15 protein-coding genes and 1 pseudogene are annotated in these 18,832 nt (G+C 53.1%); 8 read left to right on the top strand and 8 right to left on the bottom strand.

The window, feature by feature from the left end:
• Both FHC48_RS20730 and FHC48_RS20735 read left to right on the top strand, forming a co-directional pair.
• Window positions 1-97, top strand: a 97-nt coding sequence (locus tag FHC48_RS20730) for an IS1 family transposase (RefSeq protein ID WP_000851394.1), incomplete at its 5' end; no start/stop codon positions are given.
• A gap of 9 nt (window positions 98-106) precedes the next feature.
• Window positions 107-1,879 (top strand): annotated as a pseudogene (locus tag FHC48_RS20735) (EAL domain-containing protein); the annotation flags it as partial.
• Between the two features lie 44 nt (window positions 1,880-1,923).
• On the opposite strand, the gene FHC48_RS20740 reads toward FHC48_RS20735, so the two are convergent.
• Window positions 1,924-3,111, bottom strand: a complete 1,188-nt coding sequence (locus FHC48_RS20740; protein ID WP_008501591.1) for a NupC/NupG family nucleoside CNT transporter — start codon at window positions 3,109-3,111, stop codon at window positions 1,924-1,926.
• A 348-nt stretch (window positions 3,112-3,459) separates the two neighbouring features.
• Between FHC48_RS20740 and FHC48_RS20745 the strand changes: the two genes are divergently transcribed.
• On the top strand, window positions 3,460-4,698 hold the full coding sequence (locus FHC48_RS20745; RefSeq protein WP_059362694.1) for an Nramp family divalent metal transporter: 1,239 nt from the start codon (window positions 3,460-3,462) through the stop codon (window positions 4,696-4,698).
• Window positions 4,699-4,730: 32 nt separating this feature from the next.
• Here FHC48_RS20745 and FHC48_RS20750 read toward each other — a convergent pair whose 3' ends face one another.
• Both FHC48_RS20750 and mgrA read right to left on the bottom strand, forming a co-directional pair.
• A complete protein-coding gene (locus tag FHC48_RS20750) occupies window positions 4,731-5,072 on the bottom strand; it encodes a DUF2502 domain-containing protein (RefSeq protein WP_008501589.1) in 342 nt (113 codons plus the stop codon).
• Between the two features lie 127 nt (window positions 5,073-5,199).
• Entirely contained in the window at window positions 5,200-6,198 is a 999-nt protein-coding gene (gene mgrA / locus FHC48_RS20755) for an L-glyceraldehyde 3-phosphate reductase (RefSeq protein ID WP_059362691.1), read from the bottom strand.
• 185 nt (window positions 6,199-6,383) lie between these two features.
• Here mgrA and ipdC point away from each other — a divergent pair, with 185 nt between their 5' ends.
• The gene (gene ipdC / locus FHC48_RS20760; protein WP_045334228.1) at window positions 6,384-8,042 is read left to right on the top strand and encodes an indolepyruvate decarboxylase; all 1,659 of its coding nucleotides are present in this window, start codon (window positions 6,384-6,386) and stop codon (window positions 8,040-8,042) included.
• Here the strand turns inward: ipdC and FHC48_RS20765 are convergent, their stop codons facing one another.
• On the bottom strand, window positions 8,043-9,278 hold the full coding sequence (locus FHC48_RS20765) for an ion channel protein (protein WP_059362688.1): 1,236 nt from the start codon (window positions 9,276-9,278) through the stop codon (window positions 8,043-8,045). It lies immediately after the preceding gene.
• Between the two features lie 205 nt (window positions 9,279-9,483).
• Here FHC48_RS20765 and glk point away from each other — a divergent pair, with 205 nt between their 5' ends.
• A complete protein-coding gene (glk, locus tag FHC48_RS20770; protein ID WP_008501585.1) occupies window positions 9,484-10,449 on the top strand; it encodes a glucokinase in 966 nt (321 codons plus the stop codon).
• A gap of 35 nt (window positions 10,450-10,484) precedes the next feature.
• Here the strand turns inward: glk and FHC48_RS20775 are convergent, their stop codons facing one another.
• Together FHC48_RS20775 and FHC48_RS20780 are read right to left on the bottom strand one after the other, a co-directional pair.
• Window positions 10,485-11,216, bottom strand: a complete 732-nt coding sequence (locus FHC48_RS20775; protein ID WP_021241782.1) for a LytTR family DNA-binding domain-containing protein — start codon at window positions 11,214-11,216, stop codon at window positions 10,485-10,487.
• Between the two features lie 3 nt (window positions 11,217-11,219).
• The gene (locus tag FHC48_RS20780) at window positions 11,220-12,926 is read right to left on the bottom strand and encodes a sensor histidine kinase (protein WP_032667591.1); all 1,707 of its coding nucleotides are present in this window, start codon (window positions 12,924-12,926) and stop codon (window positions 11,220-11,222) included.
• 386 nt (window positions 12,927-13,312) lie between these two features.
• Here FHC48_RS20780 and alaC point away from each other — a divergent pair, with 386 nt between their 5' ends.
• Complete coding sequence (alaC, locus tag FHC48_RS20785) at window positions 13,313-14,551, top strand: alanine transaminase (protein ID WP_008501582.1); 1,239 nt, start codon at window positions 13,313-13,315, stop codon at window positions 14,549-14,551.
• 52 nt (window positions 14,552-14,603) lie between these two features.
• Here alaC and ypdK read toward each other — a convergent pair whose 3' ends face one another.
• Together ypdK and lpxP are read right to left on the bottom strand one after the other, a co-directional pair.
• A complete protein-coding gene (ypdK, locus tag FHC48_RS23705) occupies window positions 14,604-14,675 on the bottom strand; it encodes a membrane protein YpdK (RefSeq protein WP_099458937.1) in 72 nt (23 codons plus the stop codon).
• A 357-nt stretch (window positions 14,676-15,032) separates the two neighbouring features.
• Window positions 15,033-15,953 carry a kdo(2)-lipid IV(A) palmitoleoyltransferase gene (lpxP, locus tag FHC48_RS20795; RefSeq protein WP_119312287.1) on the bottom strand — a complete coding sequence of 307 codons (921 nt, stop codon included), beginning with the start codon at window positions 15,951-15,953 and terminating at the stop codon, window positions 15,033-15,035.
• A 789-nt stretch (window positions 15,954-16,742) separates the two neighbouring features.
• Here lpxP and tssB point away from each other — a divergent pair.
• Both tssB and tssC read left to right on the top strand, forming a co-directional pair.
• A complete protein-coding gene (gene tssB / locus FHC48_RS20800) occupies window positions 16,743-17,240 on the top strand; it encodes a type VI secretion system contractile sheath small subunit (protein WP_008501580.1) in 498 nt (165 codons plus the stop codon).
• 32 nt (window positions 17,241-17,272) lie between these two features.
• Window positions 17,273-18,817, top strand: coding sequence for a type VI secretion system contractile sheath large subunit (gene tssC / locus FHC48_RS20805; protein ID WP_059362679.1), 1,545 nt, complete (start codon window positions 17,273-17,275; stop codon window positions 18,815-18,817).
• The last annotated feature ends 15 nt before the right edge of the window (window positions 18,818-18,832 follow it).

Genomic DNA, 18,832 nt, shown 5'->3' on the forward strand with positions numbered 1-18,832 from the left:
GGCACGGCTGGGACGGAAGTCGCTGTCGTTCTCAAAATCGGTGGAGTTGCATGACAAAGTCATCGGGCATTATCTGAACATAAAACACTATCAATAAGTTGGAGTCATTACCGGCTATTTGTTTGATTTTCCGGTGACTATCTCAACCTATTTCGGCGAAGGAACGGTAATTTATAATGTTGTGGATATTCAAAGCCTGATATGCGCGGGGCTGATTTTTACCATGATGTTCTATTACCCATTAAGAATGATAATTAATCCTCGTTATGCCGTCACCTTCTGGCGGCGAAGCGTGAAGCCCGTGTTTTATCACAAGAATCCATTATATATTTTTGTCTGGCTAGTGCTTTTAGGCGCCATTCTCATCATTTTATGTGGTCCTTTTGAATCACCGGTCATTGCGGGCTATTTGATGCCGCTGATTTTTATTCTTTTTACCCTGGCAATAAGCCGCCTGACCTATGCGTTGATTTCTCTGCTGTGGGCCACCTCAGCGCTCCTGCTGTTGACCTACAACTACAACTTCCTGAACGGGGTCGAATCGGGCCATTCACTCTCCTTTATCCTCTCCGTGTTGATTTCTTTCGCTATCTGCTTGCTTTACATGTCGCGCATTTACCAGCGCAGCGAGTGGCTGAAGCGGGGCTGGCAGGGCAGGGCGCTTACCGATCCCCTTACCGGTTTGCCCAATATTCGTGCGCTGGAAGATTATCTTGAGATTCACCCGGATGCCAAAGTGTGCATTCTGCGCATGGATAACCTGGAGTTTTTGAGCCGCCACTACGGGATTATCATGCGGGTCCACTGCAAACGTACGATCGCCACGTCGCTACAGCCACTTTTGCAGAAAGATGAGACGCTCTTCCAGCTTCCGGGAAGCGAACTGGTGCTGGTATTACTGGGGCCGGGAACCGCCGAGCGTCTCCAGCATATGGTCGATCGGCTGAACAGCCGTAAGATTTTCTGGAACAACACCGGGCTGGATATTGAATTTGGCGCATCCTGGGGAATGGTCGAAAACGGCGAAAAGCTTCATCACACGCTGGGACAGCTGAGCTGGCTGGCAGAGCAGGCCTGCGGAGAGCAAAACGTTCTCGCGCTCACGAATAGCCTTGAGGCGGCATCAGGACAAACGACAGAGCGTGTCCTGATGCTGGCGCGGATTAAGCATGCCCTTGAGGCAGGGCAGTTCCATTTATACGCGCAACCGATCCAGAAGGCGGACGGGAGCGGGTATTACGAAATCCTGGCGCGTATGGAGAGCGAGGGCGAGATCTTCACCCCTGACCGCTTTATTCCGCTGATTGCCCAGTTCAACCTCAGCCATCGGTTTGATATGTGCATTATGGAGAAATTACTGCTGTGGCTGCGCGATCACCCTGCAACACAGGCTGGCGCCCGTTTCTCCGTCAATCTGATGCCGCTCACGCTGATGCAAAAAGAGGTGGCGACCGAGATTTGCGCGCTGTTTGAACGGTACGGCGTGGCACCCCAAGCCGTCGTGATTGAGATCACCGAGGAGCAGGCTTTTTCAAATTCAGGCACAAGTATCAACAATATTCAGCAGTTGCGGGATTACGGTTTCCGAATTGCCATAGATGATTTTGGTACTGGCTACGCCAACTACGAGCGTCTCAGACGCCTGCAGGCGGACATCATTAAAATTGACGGCTGCTTTGTGAAAGACATTTGTACAGACGACATGGATGCAATGATTGTCCAGTCGATGTGTAATCTGGCGAAGGCGAAATCGCTGTGCGTCGTCGCGGAATACGTCGAAACGCCGGCCCAGCGGGAGATGCTGCTTCGCTTTGGTGTGGATTACCTGCAGGGATACCTGATAGGCAAACCCAAACCGCTGGAAGAATTGCGGGCATAAAAAAACCGGGAGCCAGGCTCCCGGTTTTTGTTTAACGGTAAACGTTACAGAACCAGCGCCGCGATGGATGCGGACAGGACGCTCACCAGCGTAGAGCCGTAAACCAGCTTCAGGCCAAAGCGAGAAACCACGTTACCCTGCTCTTCGTTCAGACCCTTAATCGCACCGGCGATGATACCGATAGACGAGAAGTTCGCGAAGGAGACCAGGAACACGGACAGAATACCTTCCGCGCGTGGAGAAAGCGTGCTGGCAATTTTCTGCAGATCCATCATCGCAACGAATTCGTTAGAAACCAGTTTGGTTGCCATGATACTGCCCACCTGCAGCGCTTCGTGAGCCGGAACACCCATCACCCATGCAACAGGGTAGAAGATGTAGCCCAGAATGCCCTGGAAGGAGATACCCAGCACCGCGGCGAACAGGGCATTCAGTGCAGAAATCAGCGCAATGAAGCCGATCAGCATGGCGGCAACGATAATCGCGACTTTGAAACCGGCCAGGATGTATTCACCCAGCATTTCGAAGAAGCTCTGGCCTTCGTGCAGGTTAGACATCTGGATGTTCTCTTCGCTGGCGTCAACGCGGTACGGGTTGATCAGCGACAGAACGATAAAGGTGCTGAACATGTTCAGTACCAGCGCTGCCACCACGTATTTTGGTTCCAGCATGGTCATATACGCGCCCACGATAGACATGGAAACGGTAGACATTGCGGTTGCCGCCATGGTGTACATGCGGTTGCGGGACATCTTGCCGAGAATATCTTTATACGCGATGAAGTTCTCAGACTGACCGAGGATCAGGGAACTGACGGCGTTGAAGGATTCCAGCTTACCCATGCCGTTCACTTTGGATAACAGGAAACCAATTCCACGAATCACGAACGGCAGAACGCGGATGTGCTGCAGAATACCGATCAGCGCGGAGATGAAGACGATAGGGCAGAGAACCTTCAGGAAGAAGAACGCCAGACCTTCGTCGTTCATTTTACCGAAGACAAAGTTGGTCCCTTCATTGGCGAATCCGAGCAGTTTTTCGAACATTTCGGAGAAGCCTTTCACGAAGCCGAGGCCTACGTTGGAGTTCAGGAAGAACCACGCAAGTAAAACTTCAATGACCAGCAGTTGGACAACATAACGAATACGAATTTTTTTGCGGTCTGTGCTGACCAGCAATGCGAGTGCAGTAACGACAACAAGTGCCAGGACAAAATGAAGGACGCGGTCCATATTTGCTCCAAATATGAGGCAGGTTTAATTTTCGTGCACATTCTATGTAACAAGCGAAAAGAAAACGAGATCGAGGACACACTATAGTTACATCCTGTGACGAGTCTCAAAAATAGTGATCCACAATACATTTTTGTTATGTTAGGTAAATGAGTGAAAAGTTAAGTTTGTGTGCTAGTCTTCACAAAAGCATGCGCGATTTCAGTTTCAGTTAGATCGCCCCACTTACCCGCCCGTCTATCGTTCAAAGCTATCAGAGAAATCACTGCAAACTTCATAAATGATCTTGATAATCATTCTCATTTTGATAGCATTAAACATAGCAAAGGCTATATTTCAGAGGCAGAAATGACAAACAGTCGCGTAGAGGGTAGCAGTGGCAGAGCAGCGCGCAAGTTGCGGTTCGCATTAATGGGACCTGCGTTCATCGCTGCCATTGGTTATATCGATCCAGGTAACTTTGCGACCAATATTCAGGCCGGGGCCAGCTTCGGTTATAAGCTGCTCTGGGTGGTCGTCTGGGCAAACCTGATGGCAATGCTGATTCAGATGCTCTCCGCAAAGCTGGGGATTGCGACGGGCAAAAACCTGGCGGAGCAAATTCGCGACCATTATCCGCGTCCCGCGGTCTGGCTCTACTGGGTTCAGGCTGAAATCATCGCCATGGCCACTGACCTTGCTGAATTTATCGGCGCAGCGATCGGCTTTAAGCTGATTCTGGGTGTGTCGCTGTTGCAGGGGGCGGTCCTCACCGGGATTGCCACGTTCCTGATCCTGATGCTGCAGCGTCGGGGTCAAAAGCCGCTGGAGAAGGTCATTGGCGGTCTGCTGCTGTTTGTCGCGGCGGCCTATATCGTTGAGCTAATCTTCTCACAGCCGAATCTGGCGCAACTCGGTAAAGGAATGGCGATCCCAAGCCTGCCGACCTCGGAAGCGGTGTTCCTGGCCGCCGGGGTGCTGGGGGCGACCATCATGCCGCATGTGATCTATCTCCACTCCTCGCTGACTCAGCATCTCCACGGTGGGACGCGTAAAGAACGTTACTCCGCCACCAAGTGGGACGTGGCGATCGCCATGACCATCGCGGGGTTTGTCAATCTGGCGATGATGGCTACTGCAGCCGCAGCTTTCCACTTTAACGGTCATACCGGTATTGCCGATCTCGACCAGGCCTATCTCACGCTGGAGCCGTTGCTGAGCCATGCTGCCGCCACGATATTTGGCCTTAGCCTGGTGGCTGCTGGGCTCTCTTCTACGGTGGTGGGTACGCTGGCAGGCCAGGTGGTGATGCAGGGGTTTGTCCGGTTCCATATTCCGCTGTGGGTTCGTCGTTCCGTCACCATGCTGCCGTCATTTGTGGTGATTCTGATGGGACTCGACCCAACGCGAATTCTGGTCATGAGCCAGGTGCTGCTGAGTTTTGGTATTGCGCTGGCGCTGGTGCCGCTGCTGATCTTTACCAGCAAAAAAACTCTGATGGGCGAGCTGGTCAACTCAACGCTGGTGAAACGAACCGGGTGGGCCATCGTGGTGGTGGTCGTGGCGCTGAACCTGTGGTTGTTAGTGGGAACTGCGCTGGGTCTTTAACAAAAAAAGGAGCCGTGGAGGCTCCTTTTTGATTAGTGATGGTGGCCGTGACCATGACCTTTGCCGCGACCCCAGCCGCCGCGACGGTCGTCACGATCGTTCCAGCCTTCACGGTAACCGCGCTCATAGGCGCTGTCTTTATACCAGCCGCGGTGTCTGCCGTTATCATGTTTCCACCAGCGATCGCCGCGCCACTCATAGTGACGATGCCAGTAATCACGGTCGCGCCAGTAGCCGCCGTCCCAGTATCTGCCGTAGTCGTCACGATCGCCAATTTGTAGTTTTACTGATGGCAACAGGGTGATTTCGCCCGCAGTGGCGATCAGCGGCGCCGAAGCCAGTAATACCGCTGCAAGAATCAGTGACCTGAACATACTCTTTCTCCTTCACGATCGGGGCCTTTGTTGGGCCTGTTAACGCAATTTTACGAGTTGGTAAAGCGTCGTATCATCGCCTCAACTCCGAATTCCTGGGTGAGAGCACTTTTTGCTAAAAGTGATGTTATATTGAGCTGCTCAGGATCGCGTCTATACGGGCCAACTCTTCTGCAGAGAAATGGCGGTTTGCCAGCATCCCCACGGCGTCATCAATCTGAGCCGCTTTACTTGCCCCAATCAGCACCGACGTCACTTCCTCATGGCGTAATACCCAGGCCAGCGCCATCTGGGACAGCTTCTGGCCGCGACTTTCTGCCAGGGCATTCAGCTTCCTGACTTTCTCCAGCTTCTCTTCGGTGAGCTGATCGGGTTTAAGGAACTGACTGCCGCTAGCCGCGCGTGAGTCTGCGGGGATGCCGTTCAGATAGCGATTGGTCAGTTGCCCGCCGGCCAGCGGCGAGAAGGGAATACAGCCGACTCCTTTTTTCTGCAACACGTCCAGCAGCCCCGCTTCCGGCGCACGTTCAAAGAGGGAGTATTTCGGCTGGTGGATCAGGCAGGGCGTCCCGAGGTCATTAAGGATATCAATCGCCTGGCGAGCCAGAACAGCCGGGTAGTTGGATAATCCGACATACAAAGCCTTCCCCTGACGCACCACATGGTCAAGCGCTTTCATGGTTTCCTGCAGCGGCGTTTCCGGATCTGGCCGGTGATGATAGAAGATATCCACATACTCCAGCCCCGTGCGCTTCAGGCTTTGATCGAGGCTTGCCAGCAGATATTTACGTGACCCCCAGTCGCCGTAAGGCCCCTCCCACATGGTATAACCCGCTTTGGTGGAGATGATTAGCTCGTCGCGCCAGGGCAGGAAATCCTCCTGCAAAATACGTCCAAAATTACGTTCGGCCGATCCGGGGGGCGGGCCATAGTTGTTGGCAAGGTCGAAATGCGTAATGCCCAGATCGAACGCACGCTGTAAAAGTTGACGGCTGTTTTCGATAAGGGTGGTGTCACCAAAGTTATGCCACAGCCCAAGCGAGATGGCAGGCAACCTGAGTCCGCTTCGCCCGCAGCGGCGATACTCCATTGTCCAGTAACGATTTTTGTCCGGCTGATAACCCATTTTCGTGACCTCTGGCGCTGAAGTGAAAAATCAGTGTATGCGTTTACATTTTCGTGAAAAAAAGCAGCATAGCGCAGCCTTTTTTGTAAAGCATTCTTTCCATGCCCTTCTTATCACCAATTCTGGACAGCCATCACGCTTATTTAATACTCAAGGTGAGGTCAACATTAGAAGGATACCTGTTCATGCGTACCCCATACTGCGTCGCCGATTACCTGCTGGACCGTCTTAATGATTGTGGAGCCGATCATCTGTTTGGCGTGCCGGGCGACTATAACCTGCAGTTTCTCGACCATGTGATAGACAGCCCGGATATCTGCTGGGTGGGCTGTGCCAACGAGTTAAACGCTTCTTATGCCGCTGACGGATACGCCCGATGTAAGGGCTTTGCCGCGCTGCTGACGACATTTGGCGTAGGAGAGTTAAGCGCCATGAACGGCATTGCGGGCAGCTTCGCCGAGCACGTTCCGGTCTTGCATATTGTGGGGGCACCGGGTACGGCATCACAGCAAAGAGGGGAGCTGCTGCACCACACGCTTGGCGACGGTGAGTTTCGTCATTTTTATCATATGAGCGAGCCGATCACTGCTGCACAGGCGATCCTGACCGAACAAAACGCCTGTTATGAAATCGACCGGGTGTTAACGACAATGCTCCGGGAGCGTCGCCCCGGCTATCTGATGTTGCCTGCCGACGTGGCAAAAAAGGCCGCCACTCCCCCTGTAAACGCTCTCACGCTCAGGCATCCACATGCCGATAGTGCCTGCCTGAAAGCGTTCCGGGACGCCGCAGAAAACAAGCTTGCCAGGAGCAAGCGTACTGCGCTGCTGGCCGATTTCCTTGTCCTGCGCCACGGTCTGAAGCATGCGCTACAAAAATGGGTCAAAGACGTGCCGATGGCACACGCCACCATGCTGATGGGCAAAGGGATATTTGACGAACGTCACGCCGGATTTTATGGCACCTACAGCGGTTCAGCGAGCGCCGGTGCGGTAAAAGAGGCGATTGAAGGGGCGGATACCGTACTGTGCATCGGCACGCGATTTACCGATACCCTGACCGCCGGCTTCACGCATCAGCTCACCCCGGCACAAACGATAGAAGTTCAGCCTCATGCCTCACGCGTTGGTGATCTCTGGTTTACCGGCATCCCTATGCTTCAGGCAATCGAAACGCTGGTGGAACTGTGCAAACAGCACGTGCACGAGACGCCCGCGCAGTCTTCTCAAAGCGCGATGGCCTACCCGCAGCCGGATGGCTCGCTGACGCAGGCGAATTTCTGGCAAACGTTGCAGACATTTATTCGTCCGGGAGACATCATTCTTGCGGATCAGGGCACCTCGGCCTTCGGCGCGATCGACCTTCGTCTGCCGGCTGACGTGAATTTTATCGTCCAGCCGCTGTGGGGATCGATTGGCTATACGCTGGCGGCAGCATTTGGCGCGCAAACGGCCTGCCCGAACCGGCGCGTGATTGTCCTGACGGGGGATGGCGCGGCGCAACTTACTATCCAGGAGCTTGGCTCGATGCTGCGGGATAAACAACACCCCATCATTCTGGTCCTGAACAACGAAGGGTACACGGTGGAAAGAGCGATCCACGGGCCTGAGCAGCGTTACAACGACATTGCGCTATGGAACTGGACGCAAATCCCGCAGGCCCTGAGCCTTGATCCTCAGGCCCAGTGCTGGCGGGTCAGTGAAGCGGAGCAGCTGGCGGACGTCCTTGAGAAAGTGGCGCACCACGAGCGGCTCTCGCTGATTGAGGTGATGCTGCCGAAAGCTGATATCCCTCCGCTGCTGGGGGCGATCACCAAAGCGCTGGAAGCGCGCAACAGCGCCTGATTATTTGTCGTTTCGCCAGGCCATCATCATCGGTTTGCCCGCCAGCAGGAGCCAGGCGGGCAACATCACGATGCAAAGTAACGGGATGAGGGTGGTATCCGGTACCACCACGGCGGCCATGAAGAGGCTCAGCCAGGCATCGCGCGTGACCACCAGCACCAGCCCCAGAATCGAGCAGGAAACGGTAATCGCAGCCGGAACGGCATCGACATGCTCGTGCAGCATCAGCCCCAGCGCAACGCCGACAAAGACCGCCGGGAAGATGCGTCCACCACGGAAACCGCAGGCGGCCGCCACCACCAGCGCTGCCAGCTTGATCACGGCAAACAGCAGATAGTCGGAGACGCTAAACACCTGGCTGAAGGCCAGCTGCTGCATCTCGTCCAGTCCTTTAAACAGCGTCACCGGCCCGCCGATCGTACCTAAAATACCCAGAATCAAACCGCCAGCCCCCAGAATCAGCACCGGGTGTTTGAGTCTGTGCATCAGCCGGTGAAGGCGTGGAAGACACCATACTGCCACCATGCCCAGCGCAATGGCGATGGCGGCGACGATGGCACCGCTGAAAATATCGGCGATTTGCATCTGGCCGTAGTGGGGGAGAGAGAGTGAAAAATGGGGATGGGAAAACAGGCTGGTCGTCAACGCTCCGGCGGCGGCGGCCATCAGTGGGGCAAAGAGCTTGTCCCAGAGTGGGACATCGTTGTTACTGCTGAGCGTCTGAGAAAAGATCAGTGCCGCCGCAACGGGCGTGCCGAAGAGCGCCCCGATGGTGCCTGCGGAGGCGAGAATAGTCCAGTCCAGCGCGCCAACGCGGGGCAAAATGCGTGAGCCAAGAAAAACCGCCAGGCCAATGTTCACGGCCATAATCGGATGCTCAGGTCCCAGACTAACGCCTCCAGCCAGACCGATAATCAGCGCAATAATTAGCCCTGGCAACGCCGAGGGGGCTACCGGGGCACCGATCAACGGTTCCAGTGCCGGATCGGGGCCAGCATGACCTGGACTAAAACGGATCACCAGGCCCACCGCAATACCGGTTAACGTCAGCATCCCAACGATCCAGGCAGGAGAGTCAGCGGTGACGCCCAGCCCTGCAGGAAGCGCGTTCCATAATAGTGTTTGCAGCACCGACGCGACTTTCATCACGACAATAAGGACCAGACTTGAAACCACGCCAATGATGAGCGCCGGAATTGCCAGCAACAGCATGGTTCTGGCTCGCGGGTGAAGCATGATGATTTCCTTGTACAAAACGGTATTACGTTACTTTGCACATTAAGCCTTATGGCAATAGTGCAAAAGGTGCTGAAACGGTAAAGTTATTCTGTGACGAAGATCGATAATCCATGGGCATTCACCTTCCGGTCGTTGTTGTTATCACGCCTTGAATTTACAGTGTCCCAAAGATTTATTCTGACTTTAGCGGAGCAGTAGAAGAATGACAAAGTATGCTTTGGTAGGCGATGTGGGCGGCACGAATGCGCGCCTTGCATTATGCGATGTAAATAGCGGTGAAATTTCCCGGGCGAAAACCTATTCCGGTCTCGATTATCCAAGCCTTGAGGCCGTTGTCCGCGTCTATCTGGAGGAGCATCAGATAAGCGTCGAAGATGGCTGCATCGCCATTGCCTGCCCGATAACCGGCGACTGGGTCGCCATGACCAACCATACCTGGGCATTCTCCATCGCCGAGATGAAAAAAAACCTCGGCTTTGCGCATCTTGAAATCATCAATGACTTTACCGCGGTGTCCATGGCGATCCCGATGCTGAAGCCTGAGCATCTGATCCAGTTTGGCGGCGCTGAACCGGTCGAAGGTAAGCCGATTGCGGTTTACGGGGCCGGTACCGGGCTGGGCGTTTCACATCTGGTGCATGTCGCTCAGCGCTGGGTGAGCCTGCCGGGTGAAGGTGGTCACGTGGACTTTGCGCCAAACAGCGAAGAAGAGGGCATTATCCTCGAAGAATTACGCGCGGAGATCGGCCACGTCTCCGCCGAGCGCGTGCTGTCAGGACCGGGGCTGGTGAACCTGTACCGGGCGATTGTGAAATCGGACGGTCGTCTGCCGGAAAATCTGCAGCCGAAAGACGTCACCGAACGCGCGCTGGCGGACAGCTGCATTGACTGCCGTCGTGCCCTGTCGCTGTTCTGCGTGATCATGGGGCGCTTCGGCGGCAACCTGGCGCTGACGCTGGGTACCTTCGGGGGCGTTTATATCGCGGGCGGCATTGTGCCGCGCTTCCTGGAGTTCTTTAAAGCCTCCGGCTTCCGCGGCGGGTTTGAGGATAAAGGGCGCTTCAGAAGCTACGTGCAGGACATTCCGGTTTATCTGATCGTGCATGATAACCCAGGCCTGCTGGGGTCGGGTGCCCACCTGCGTCAGGTTCTCGGTCAAATCCTCTGACGCATAGCCCTCTCCCGCAGGAGAGGGCTTTTTTGTTACAGGTGCATGAGCTGGCGGAACTCTTTTACCTTGCTGCGGCTCACCGGCACCTGAAAATCCAGATCCTTCAGACGCAAAATGTAGGTGTTGTTAAACCAGGGTTCGATCTCGCGGATCTTGTTTAAATTGACGCAGAACGAGCGGTGGCAGCGGAAAAAGTGCGACGCAGGCAGCTTGCTGCAAAACTCGGTGATGTTCATCGCCATCACGTAAGATTCCCGTCGCGTATAGACAAACGTCATCTTTTCATGGGCTTCGGCATAGTAGATATCATTGACCGGCGTCACGATGATGCGCTCATCTTTGACCAAATTAATGGTGTCGTTTTCCCGTACCGTTGGGCTGGCGTTTGCAGGGGCGGTCTGCTGCTGCCACGCGGCCTCCAGCTTTTGCAGCATGCTGACAATCCGCGACTCCTGGTAAGGCTTAAGGATATAGTCAAATGCCTCCAGCTCGAAGGCCTCTACGGCGTGCTCTTTCCAGGCGGTCACGAACACAATAAACGGCTTATGGGCAAACTGATTGATGTTTTGCGCCAGCAATACGCCATCCAGCGACGGAATATTGATGTCCAGGAAGATGGCATCGACCCGGTTATGCTGCAGAAACTTCAGCACGTCCAGACCGTCATCAAAGGTACCCACAATTTCCATCTGGCTGTGGGTGTTGATAAGCCAGGTTAGCTCCTGTTGAGCCAGAATTTCATCTTCTACGATGATGACTTTCATGGGTTACTCCACCTGGGGCAACAGTGATGTTGCCGAATGAACGGGAGAGCGCTCGTTCGGGACGTAAAACGCAATTTCGGTGCCCGGTTCAAGACGCTGAATATTCAGCCCGTCGCCGTAAAGCAGCTTGACCCGGTGGTGCACGTTCAGCAGGCCGATTTTATTTCCAGGCATCTCGTTAGACTCCACCCGCTCAATGACTTTTGGATCAATTCCGTGGCCGGTATCGCGCACGGCAATACGTACGCGGTTGCCGCTTTCGGTGACGCTGATGGTGACGACGCCTTTGCCTTTACACGGCTGAATGCCGTGAACAATCGCGTTTTCGACCAGCGGCTGGATAAGCAGGCTTGGGATCACGCAGTTGACCTCTTCATCAATATCGTAAATGACCGTGAGCTTGTCACCAAAGCGCGCCTGCTCAATCGCGATGTAGTCTTTAATCTGATACAGCTCTTTTTTGATGTCGATCTGCTCGTCATCTTTCAGCTCGATGTTGTAGCGCAGATAGCGCGACAGGTTAAAAATCAGCTGGCGCGCGGTGTCCGGATTAAGACGAATGGACGAGGAGATCGCGTTCAGCGCGTTAAACAGGAAATGGGGATTGATTTTGCTCTGCAGCGCGCGCAGCTCTGCCTTATTTGCCATCTCACGCAGTTGTTCCGCCCGGGATACTTCCAGCTGGGTGGAGATAATCTGCGACAGGCCGATGGCCATCTCCTGCAGCGTGGAGGTGATCTGATGCGCGTGGCAGTAATAAATTTTCAGCGTGCCCGTCACGACGCCCTTCTCCCACAGCGGAATCACCAGCATGGAGTGGATTTCCGGCGTTCGGTGGGCTTCATCATTGTTTTTAATAATGATTTTACCGTAGTTAATGGCCTGTCGGGTGGTTGGGCTGATGGTGTCATCATTATCGCGATAGTTGTGCTCCCCGACGCCAACGTAGGCCAGCACGTGGTCAATATTGGTGATGGCGACAGCGTCAGCGTGGATGTCATGGCGAATGATTTCGCAGACCTGACGCAACGACTCCGCGTTAACGTGGCGGAAGAGCGGCAGCGTTTTGTTGGCGATATCCAGCGCCAGCTTGGCCTGACGGGCGGCGCTGGCCTCTTTTTCCCCTTCAACGCTTTGCACCAGCAGCACGATAAAGCCGATGCACACGCTGCCCAGGATCATCGGAATACCGATTTTCGAGACGATATCCAGCCCAAGTTCGGTGGTCGGGGCCCAGACGACGACCAGGATCATGGTCAGCGTTTCGCACACCATGCCCGCCACGATCCCTGCGCGCCAGCGCTGTTTTTTCGGGATTTTGCGGCTGATCCAGCCGGAGAGCACCCCGGCGATAATGCTGGTAATAAAGCAGGGCACCGCCGTGACGCCGCCGATATCAATCAGGTAGCGATGGGTTCCGGCAATCACGCCGGTAATGACACCCACCCACGGGCCAAACAAAATTCCGCCGGACATCACGGCGATAATGCGCACGTTAACCAGCGAACCCTCTACCGGCACGCCAGACCAGGTGCTGAACAGGGCGAACAGCGAAAAGATGGCGGTAACGGCCAACAGCTCTTTTGGCGAGTGTGCGGATTTGTGCAATAGCTCGCGAAACAGGCGAATGCGAATGAGGAAAAACAGGCAAATCAGCATTAATGCTGCACGGTCAAAAACCGCCAGCAGCATAGTGAATATTTCGTGCACGAGTAGACCTGGGAAAACGGGAAAGAACCATGATAAAAAACCTGACGCGTGTTGACCAGCTATCCGTCAGGTTTATCAAATGAGGAAAAACCATAATTTCTAAAGGGGATTGTCTGTCAGTAACGGACACGTCCTGATTTTTTATAGCCTGCGTATCGTCAGGTAACCGTTTTGATATCATCTTGTTAAATAAAAGCTATCAGAAAGCCAACCCTGAAACAGGGGCTTCCGCTTTTCGGCACCGCCGGGTTCCGGTTTTCAGGCGATCGCTTTTTTTTCACTTCCCTCTCGACAGCGTGATTTTTTTCAGGTTATTTTCTAAGCACGCCACATCGGTGGCAGCGTCGCTCGGACGGTCCGGGCGCTAACGTTAATCTGAGGAATCTATGGCTGAATTCAGTCCTGAACGCCGTTTTACGCGTATCGATCGTCTCCCCCCTTATGTTTTCAATATCACCGCTGAACTGAAGATGGCTGCGCGTCGGCGCGGCGAAGATATTATTGATTTCAGCATGGGTAACCCTGACGGCCCAACGCCACCGCATATCGTTGAAAAACTCTGCACGGTTGCCCAGCGTCCGGATACGCACGGTTACTCGACCTCCCGCGGTATTCCCAGATTACGTCGCGCGATCTCGCGCTGGTATCAGGATCGCTATCAGGTTGATATCGATCCGGAAAGTGAAGCGATTGTCACCATCGGCTCGAAAGAGGGGCTGGCACACCTGATGCTGGCTACGCTGGATCATGGCGATACGGTGCTGGTACCGAATCCCAGCTACCCAATCCACATCTACGGTGCGGTGATTGCCGGGGCGCAGGTCCGTTCGGTTCCGCTGGTGGAAGGGGTCGATTTCTTTAACGAACTGGAACGTGCGATTCGCGAAAGCTATCCGAAACCGAAGATGATGATCCTCGGTTTCCCGTCGAACCCAACGGCCCAGTGCGTGGAGCTCGATTTCTTCGAGAAAGTGGTCGCGCTGGCGAAGCGTTATGACGTGCTGGTGGTTCACGATTTAGCCTATGCCGACATCGTGTATGATGGCTGGAAAGCGCCATCTATTATGCAGGTCCCGGGCGCGCGTGACGTGGCGGTAGAGTTCTTCACCCTGTCGAAAAGCTACAACATGGCGGGCTGGCGTATTGGCTTTATGGTGGGTAACAAAACGCTGGTGAGTGCACTGGCGCGTATTAAGAGTTACCACGACTACGGCACCTTCACGCCGCTGCAGGTTGCGGCTATCGCTGCTCTTGAGGGCGACCAGCAGTGCGTCCACGAGATTGCCGCTCAGTATAAGCGCCGTCGCGACGTGCTGGTAAAAGGCTTGCATGAAGCGGGCTGGATGGTGGAAATGCCGAAGGCGTCCATGTACGTCTGGGCGAAAATTCCGGAACCATACGCGGCGATGGGATCGCTGGAGTTTGCCAAAAAGCTGCTCCAGGATGCGAAGGTGTGCGTATCACCGGGAATTGGCTTTGGTGATTATGGCGACACCCATGTGCGGTTTGCCCTGATTGAAAATAGCGACCGCATTCGTCAGGCGGTGAGGGGCATCAAGAGTATGTTCCGGGCCGACGGGCTTCTCTCCTCGAAGAGCGTGGCTGAAAATCCCGCGTCATCATGACATAAAAAAACAGGAGCCAATGGCTCCTGTTTTTTTGACTGCATGTTCTTCACTAGATCATCAGGGCAAAGGTTCCGGCCCAGACTAAAACAATCACCGAAATGCCCATAAAGAAATATTTCACGTTTCATCGCTCCGCGTATCTTGTGGTACGCATTTAAAAACAGAGTCCACCTGATTATAGAGAACTGAAATCCGGTCAAAGCGGAAATGAGAATTTTCCCGTTTCGCCGCTCACTCCAGCTCAGAATTCTGTGCTTTCCTGTTGCCAGACGGCGCTAATGTACGCCTAAAAATGAGGGGTGACAAGAGGGATTTTTTTAAATAATTTCCGTCACTTACGAGTGTCGTGGAACGGCGACAGTTTGATTTCGCATCGCAATAAATTCACTTTGGGCGACGCAATGAAAAACGGTTTCTTAACGGATGACAGGTGATTGAAAAGGTTAGTTTCTTAGCGAAACTAACCTTTCTGAAGAGCTTAAATATAGAGCGAGGCTTCGCCAATAGGGCGGGTTTTGAAACGACGATGCATCCACAGATACTGCTCTGGCGCACGCATGATTTCAGTTTCGATGACTTTATTGATAAACGCCGCGGCTTCGCACTCGTTTTCAGGATAGTTAGCCATCTCAGGAGAGATGTGCAGACGATAGCCTGATTTATCTGCTTTTCTCACCATCGTCACGGTCAGCATGGAAGCGCCCGACAAACGAGAAATGACAAAGGTGCCGTTGGTCGTCGCAACATCTTTAACCGCAAAGAAAGGCGCAAAGCTGCTGCCTTTACGTCCATAATCCTGATCGGGGGCAAACCAGACGGCTTCACCTTTCTTCAGAGCCCCGACCATACCGCGCAGGTTATTACGGCTGATCATCGCCTTATTCGAACGCATGCGGCCACGCGTTTGTACCCACTCCATCAGCGGACTGTTGTGTGGTCGATAGGTCGCCATCATTGGCTGGCATAGGCCCATCACGCGGCCACCCAGTTCCAGCGACATAAAGTGAACGCCGACGACCATCACGCCGCGTTTTTGCATCTGTGCGCGTTTAAGGTTATCCAGCCCTTCCACGTCAAACCACTTGCGGACGCGCTCATCCGGCCAGAACCAGGCCATGCCGGTTTCAAGCAGCGCCATGCCGATAGACTTGAAGTTTTCAGCGATGAGTTTCTCGCGCTCTTCGGCATTGTAATGCGGAAAGCAAAGCTCAATATTTTTACGCGCGATGGATTCGCGGCGTTTCAGGAAGAAGCGGGAAGCGCTGCCCAGTTTCGACCCCAGCAAACGCAGGACAGGGTACGGAAGTTGAACCAGCAGCCAGAGAACGCCAAGACCAAACCATGTAAACCAGTAACGCGGGTGTATAAACGCGCGTTGAAATTTGGATTGAGACAAAATAGTAAAACCTATGTGAAGCCTGTAAAGGTAGCGCAGAGTTTGCGATACGACGTGCCGATAAGACCGTTCTTCAAGGTGATGGTTGCAGGCTTTACCGAACTTTACGGCGTTGCCTGGCCACTGCTGATTTGGGCGGGCGGCGTAATGTAGCACCGTTATACGATATGTGCTATTACTCGTTTTTGATTAAAAAAGCGGCAGTTAAGGAGGTGCTTGATTTTACAGATTTTATAGAAAGTCGCATTGAAAGCGTTTTTCCTGACTGAGCGGAGAGCAGAAGCCCTGGCGATCGGATGGAAGACGTAACGAAAAAGAATGGCATTGTTGAGTTACGGCAAATTAATTATTTCTCGTTTATTTCTTCCTTACCTAATAAATAAGAATTTTCTTTGTGAAAAATCTTATTTATTATTCATATCCTCAATGTAATAGTCGTCTTTTATCACCCACTTTTCTCTTCTTTTAATCATACTGCAATAAAATATTGCAGTTCTTTCTTGTTTTTTGACATAGTGCCGTGATGCAAATCAAAATAAGATGTTTTTATTAATATCTCTCTGGCTGCAATCCCTTCGGCGATACAAATATTCGATTTGTGAGAAAAGAGCAGTTTCTTTTTCTGAGTTGATTGAGCAATTTGCGATAATGTCTTAGTGGAAAATTCTTAAGAAAATTCTTGTCTCGGATAAATGATCTGTGTATTTGATTTTGTTCCGATCATTATTCTATTATTGCGCATCAAGAACGATACCGTGAAGTTGGCATAGCAAAACAAAGAGGGATGATTAGATGGCTGACAGTTTTCAGAACGAGGTGCCTAAGGCACGTATTAACCTGAAGCTTGACCTGCATACTGGCGGAGCAAGCAAGAAAATGGAATTACCCTTGAAATTGCTTGTTACGGGTGATTTCAGCAACGGGCAGGAATCTGCGACAATATCTGAGCGTGAAAAGATTAACATCACCAAAAATAATTTTGATAGCGTTCTTTCCGAATATTCCCCAAAAGTTAACCTGGCCGTAAAAAATACACTGTCTGACGATGGTGGTGAAGACAACATTCAGCTGACTTTCCAGAGCATGAAAGATTTCACGCCAGAGCAGGTGGCTGCCCAAATTCCGCAGCTGAAGGCGATGCTGGCGATGCGCAACTTGCTTCGCGATCTCAAAGCTAACCTGTTGGATAACCAGACTTTCCGAAAAGAGCTGGAAAAAATCGTTGTTGACCAGTCGCTTAGTGCTGAGTTGCGAAATGAACTGTCCGCACTGGCTTCAAAACAACCTTAACCATCATGCTGTTTTAACGGATTAATCAAGGAATGCTCATGTCTGTACAAAATAATATTGCTGGCGGGGAAAGCGTGGTGCTGGAACGTCCTGCTGTGGGTGGTGTATACGCCTCACTGTTTGAGAAAATCAATCTGAATCCTGTCTCCGAGCTGAGTGCGCTGGACATCTGGCAAGATGCACAGGCGATGTCCGATGCGACCGCTGACGAGCGTCTGACCGCAGGTATGCAGGTCTTTCTGGAATGCCTGACCAAGGCAGGCTCGAAAGTCGAAAAACTGGATAAAAGCCTGATCGATCATCACATCGCTGAGCTCGATTACCAGATAAGCCGCCAGCTCGACGCCGTTATGCACCATGAAGAGTTTCAGGCGGTTGAGAGCCTGTGGCGCGGCGTGAAGTCGCTGGTTGATAAAACGGATTTTCGCCAGAACGTGAAAATTGAGCTTCTGAGCATGTCTAAAGAAGAGCTGCGCCAGGACTTTGAAGACAGCCCGGAAATCATCCAGAGTGGCCTGTATAAACACGCCTATATTGATGAATATGATACCCCTGGCGGCGAGCCGATTGCGGCGCTGATTTCCGCTTATGAGTTCGATGCTTCAGCGCAGGATGTCGCTCTGCTGCGCAACATCTCAAAAGTATCCGCAGCTGCACATATGCCGTTTATCGGCTCAGCAGGCCCGAAATTCTTCCTCAAGGAGTCAATGGAAGACGTCGCTGCGATTAAAGATATTGGCAACTATTTTGATCGCGCCGAGTACATCAAGTGGAAATCGTTCCGTGATACGGACGACGCTCGCTACATCGGTCTGGTGATGCCCCGCGTACTGGGACGACTGCCGTATGGCCCGGATACCGTTCCGGTTCGCAGCTTCAACTATGTCGAAGAAGTCAAAGGTCCGGATCACGACAAATACCTGTGGACGAATGCGTCGTTTGCCTTCGCGTCCAACATGGTGCGTAGCTTCATCAATAATGGCTGGTGTGTACAGATCCGTGGCCCGCAGGCCGGCGGTGCGGTTCAGGATCTGCCTATCCATCTGTATGACCTGGGTACCGGCAATCAGGTAAAAATCCCGAGCGAAGTGATGATCCCTGAAACGCGTGAATTCGAATTCGCGAATCTGGGCTTTATTCCGTTGTCCTACTACAAAAACCGCGACTACGCCTGCTTCTTCTCAGCCAACTCCGCCCAGAAACCGGCGCTGTATGACACCGTTGATGCGACCGCCAACAGCCGCATCAACGCGCGTCTGCCGTACATCTTCCTGCTGTCGCGTATCGCCCACTACCTGAAGCTGATTCAACGCGAGAACATCGGTACCACCAAGGATCGTCGACTGCTGGAGCTGGAGCTGAACACCTGGGTCCGCACTCTGGTGACCGAAATGACCGATCCGGGCGACGAGCTTCAGGCATCTCATCCACTGCGTGATGCAAAAGTGGTGGTGGAAGATATTGAAGATAACCCGGGCTTCTTCCGCGTGAAACTGTATGCGATTCCGCACTTCCAGGTGGAAGGGATGGACGTCAACCTGTCGCTGGTTTCCCAGATGCCAAAAGCGAAATCGTAATAACAGGCAGGAAGC

The sequence above is a fragment of the Enterobacter sp. EC_50 genome (assembly GCF_019584525.1).
Lineage (GTDB): Bacteria > Pseudomonadota > Gammaproteobacteria > Enterobacterales > Enterobacteriaceae > Enterobacter > Enterobacter roggenkampii.

Bases quoted from the DNA above. Each gene is read 5' to 3' on its own strand.
- mgrA (WP_059362691.1), bottom strand. From the start codon at position 6,198: ATGGGTTATCAGCCGGACAAAAATCGTTACTGGACAATGGAGTATCGC.
- tssB (WP_008501580.1), top strand. From the start codon at position 16,743: ATGGCTGACAGTTTTCAGAACGAGGTGCCTAAGGCACGTATTAACCTG.
- FHC48_RS20765 (WP_059362688.1), bottom strand. From the start codon at position 9,278: ATGCTTCACCCGCGAGCCAGAACCATGCTGTTGCTGGCAATTCCGGCG.
- FHC48_RS20775 (WP_021241782.1), bottom strand. From the start codon at position 11,216: ATGAAAGTCATCATCGTAGAAGATGAAATTCTGGCTCAACAGGAGCTA.
- FHC48_RS20750 (WP_008501589.1), bottom strand. From the start codon at position 5,072: ATGTTCAGGTCACTGATTCTTGCAGCGGTATTACTGGCTTCGGCGCCG.
- alaC (WP_008501582.1), top strand. From the start codon at position 13,313: ATGGCTGAATTCAGTCCTGAACGCCGTTTTACGCGTATCGATCGTCTC.
- FHC48_RS20740 (WP_008501591.1), bottom strand. From the start codon at position 3,111: ATGGACCGCGTCCTTCATTTTGTCCTGGCACTTGTTGTCGTTACTGCA.
- ipdC (WP_045334228.1), top strand. From the start codon at position 6,384: ATGCGTACCCCATACTGCGTCGCCGATTACCTGCTGGACCGTCTTAAT.
- tssC (WP_059362679.1), top strand. From the start codon at position 17,273: ATGCTCATGTCTGTACAAAATAATATTGCTGGCGGGGAAAGCGTGGTG.
- FHC48_RS20745 (WP_059362694.1), top strand. From the start codon at position 3,460: ATGACAAACAGTCGCGTAGAGGGTAGCAGTGGCAGAGCAGCGCGCAAG.
- glk (WP_008501585.1), top strand. From the start codon at position 9,484: ATGACAAAGTATGCTTTGGTAGGCGATGTGGGCGGCACGAATGCGCGC.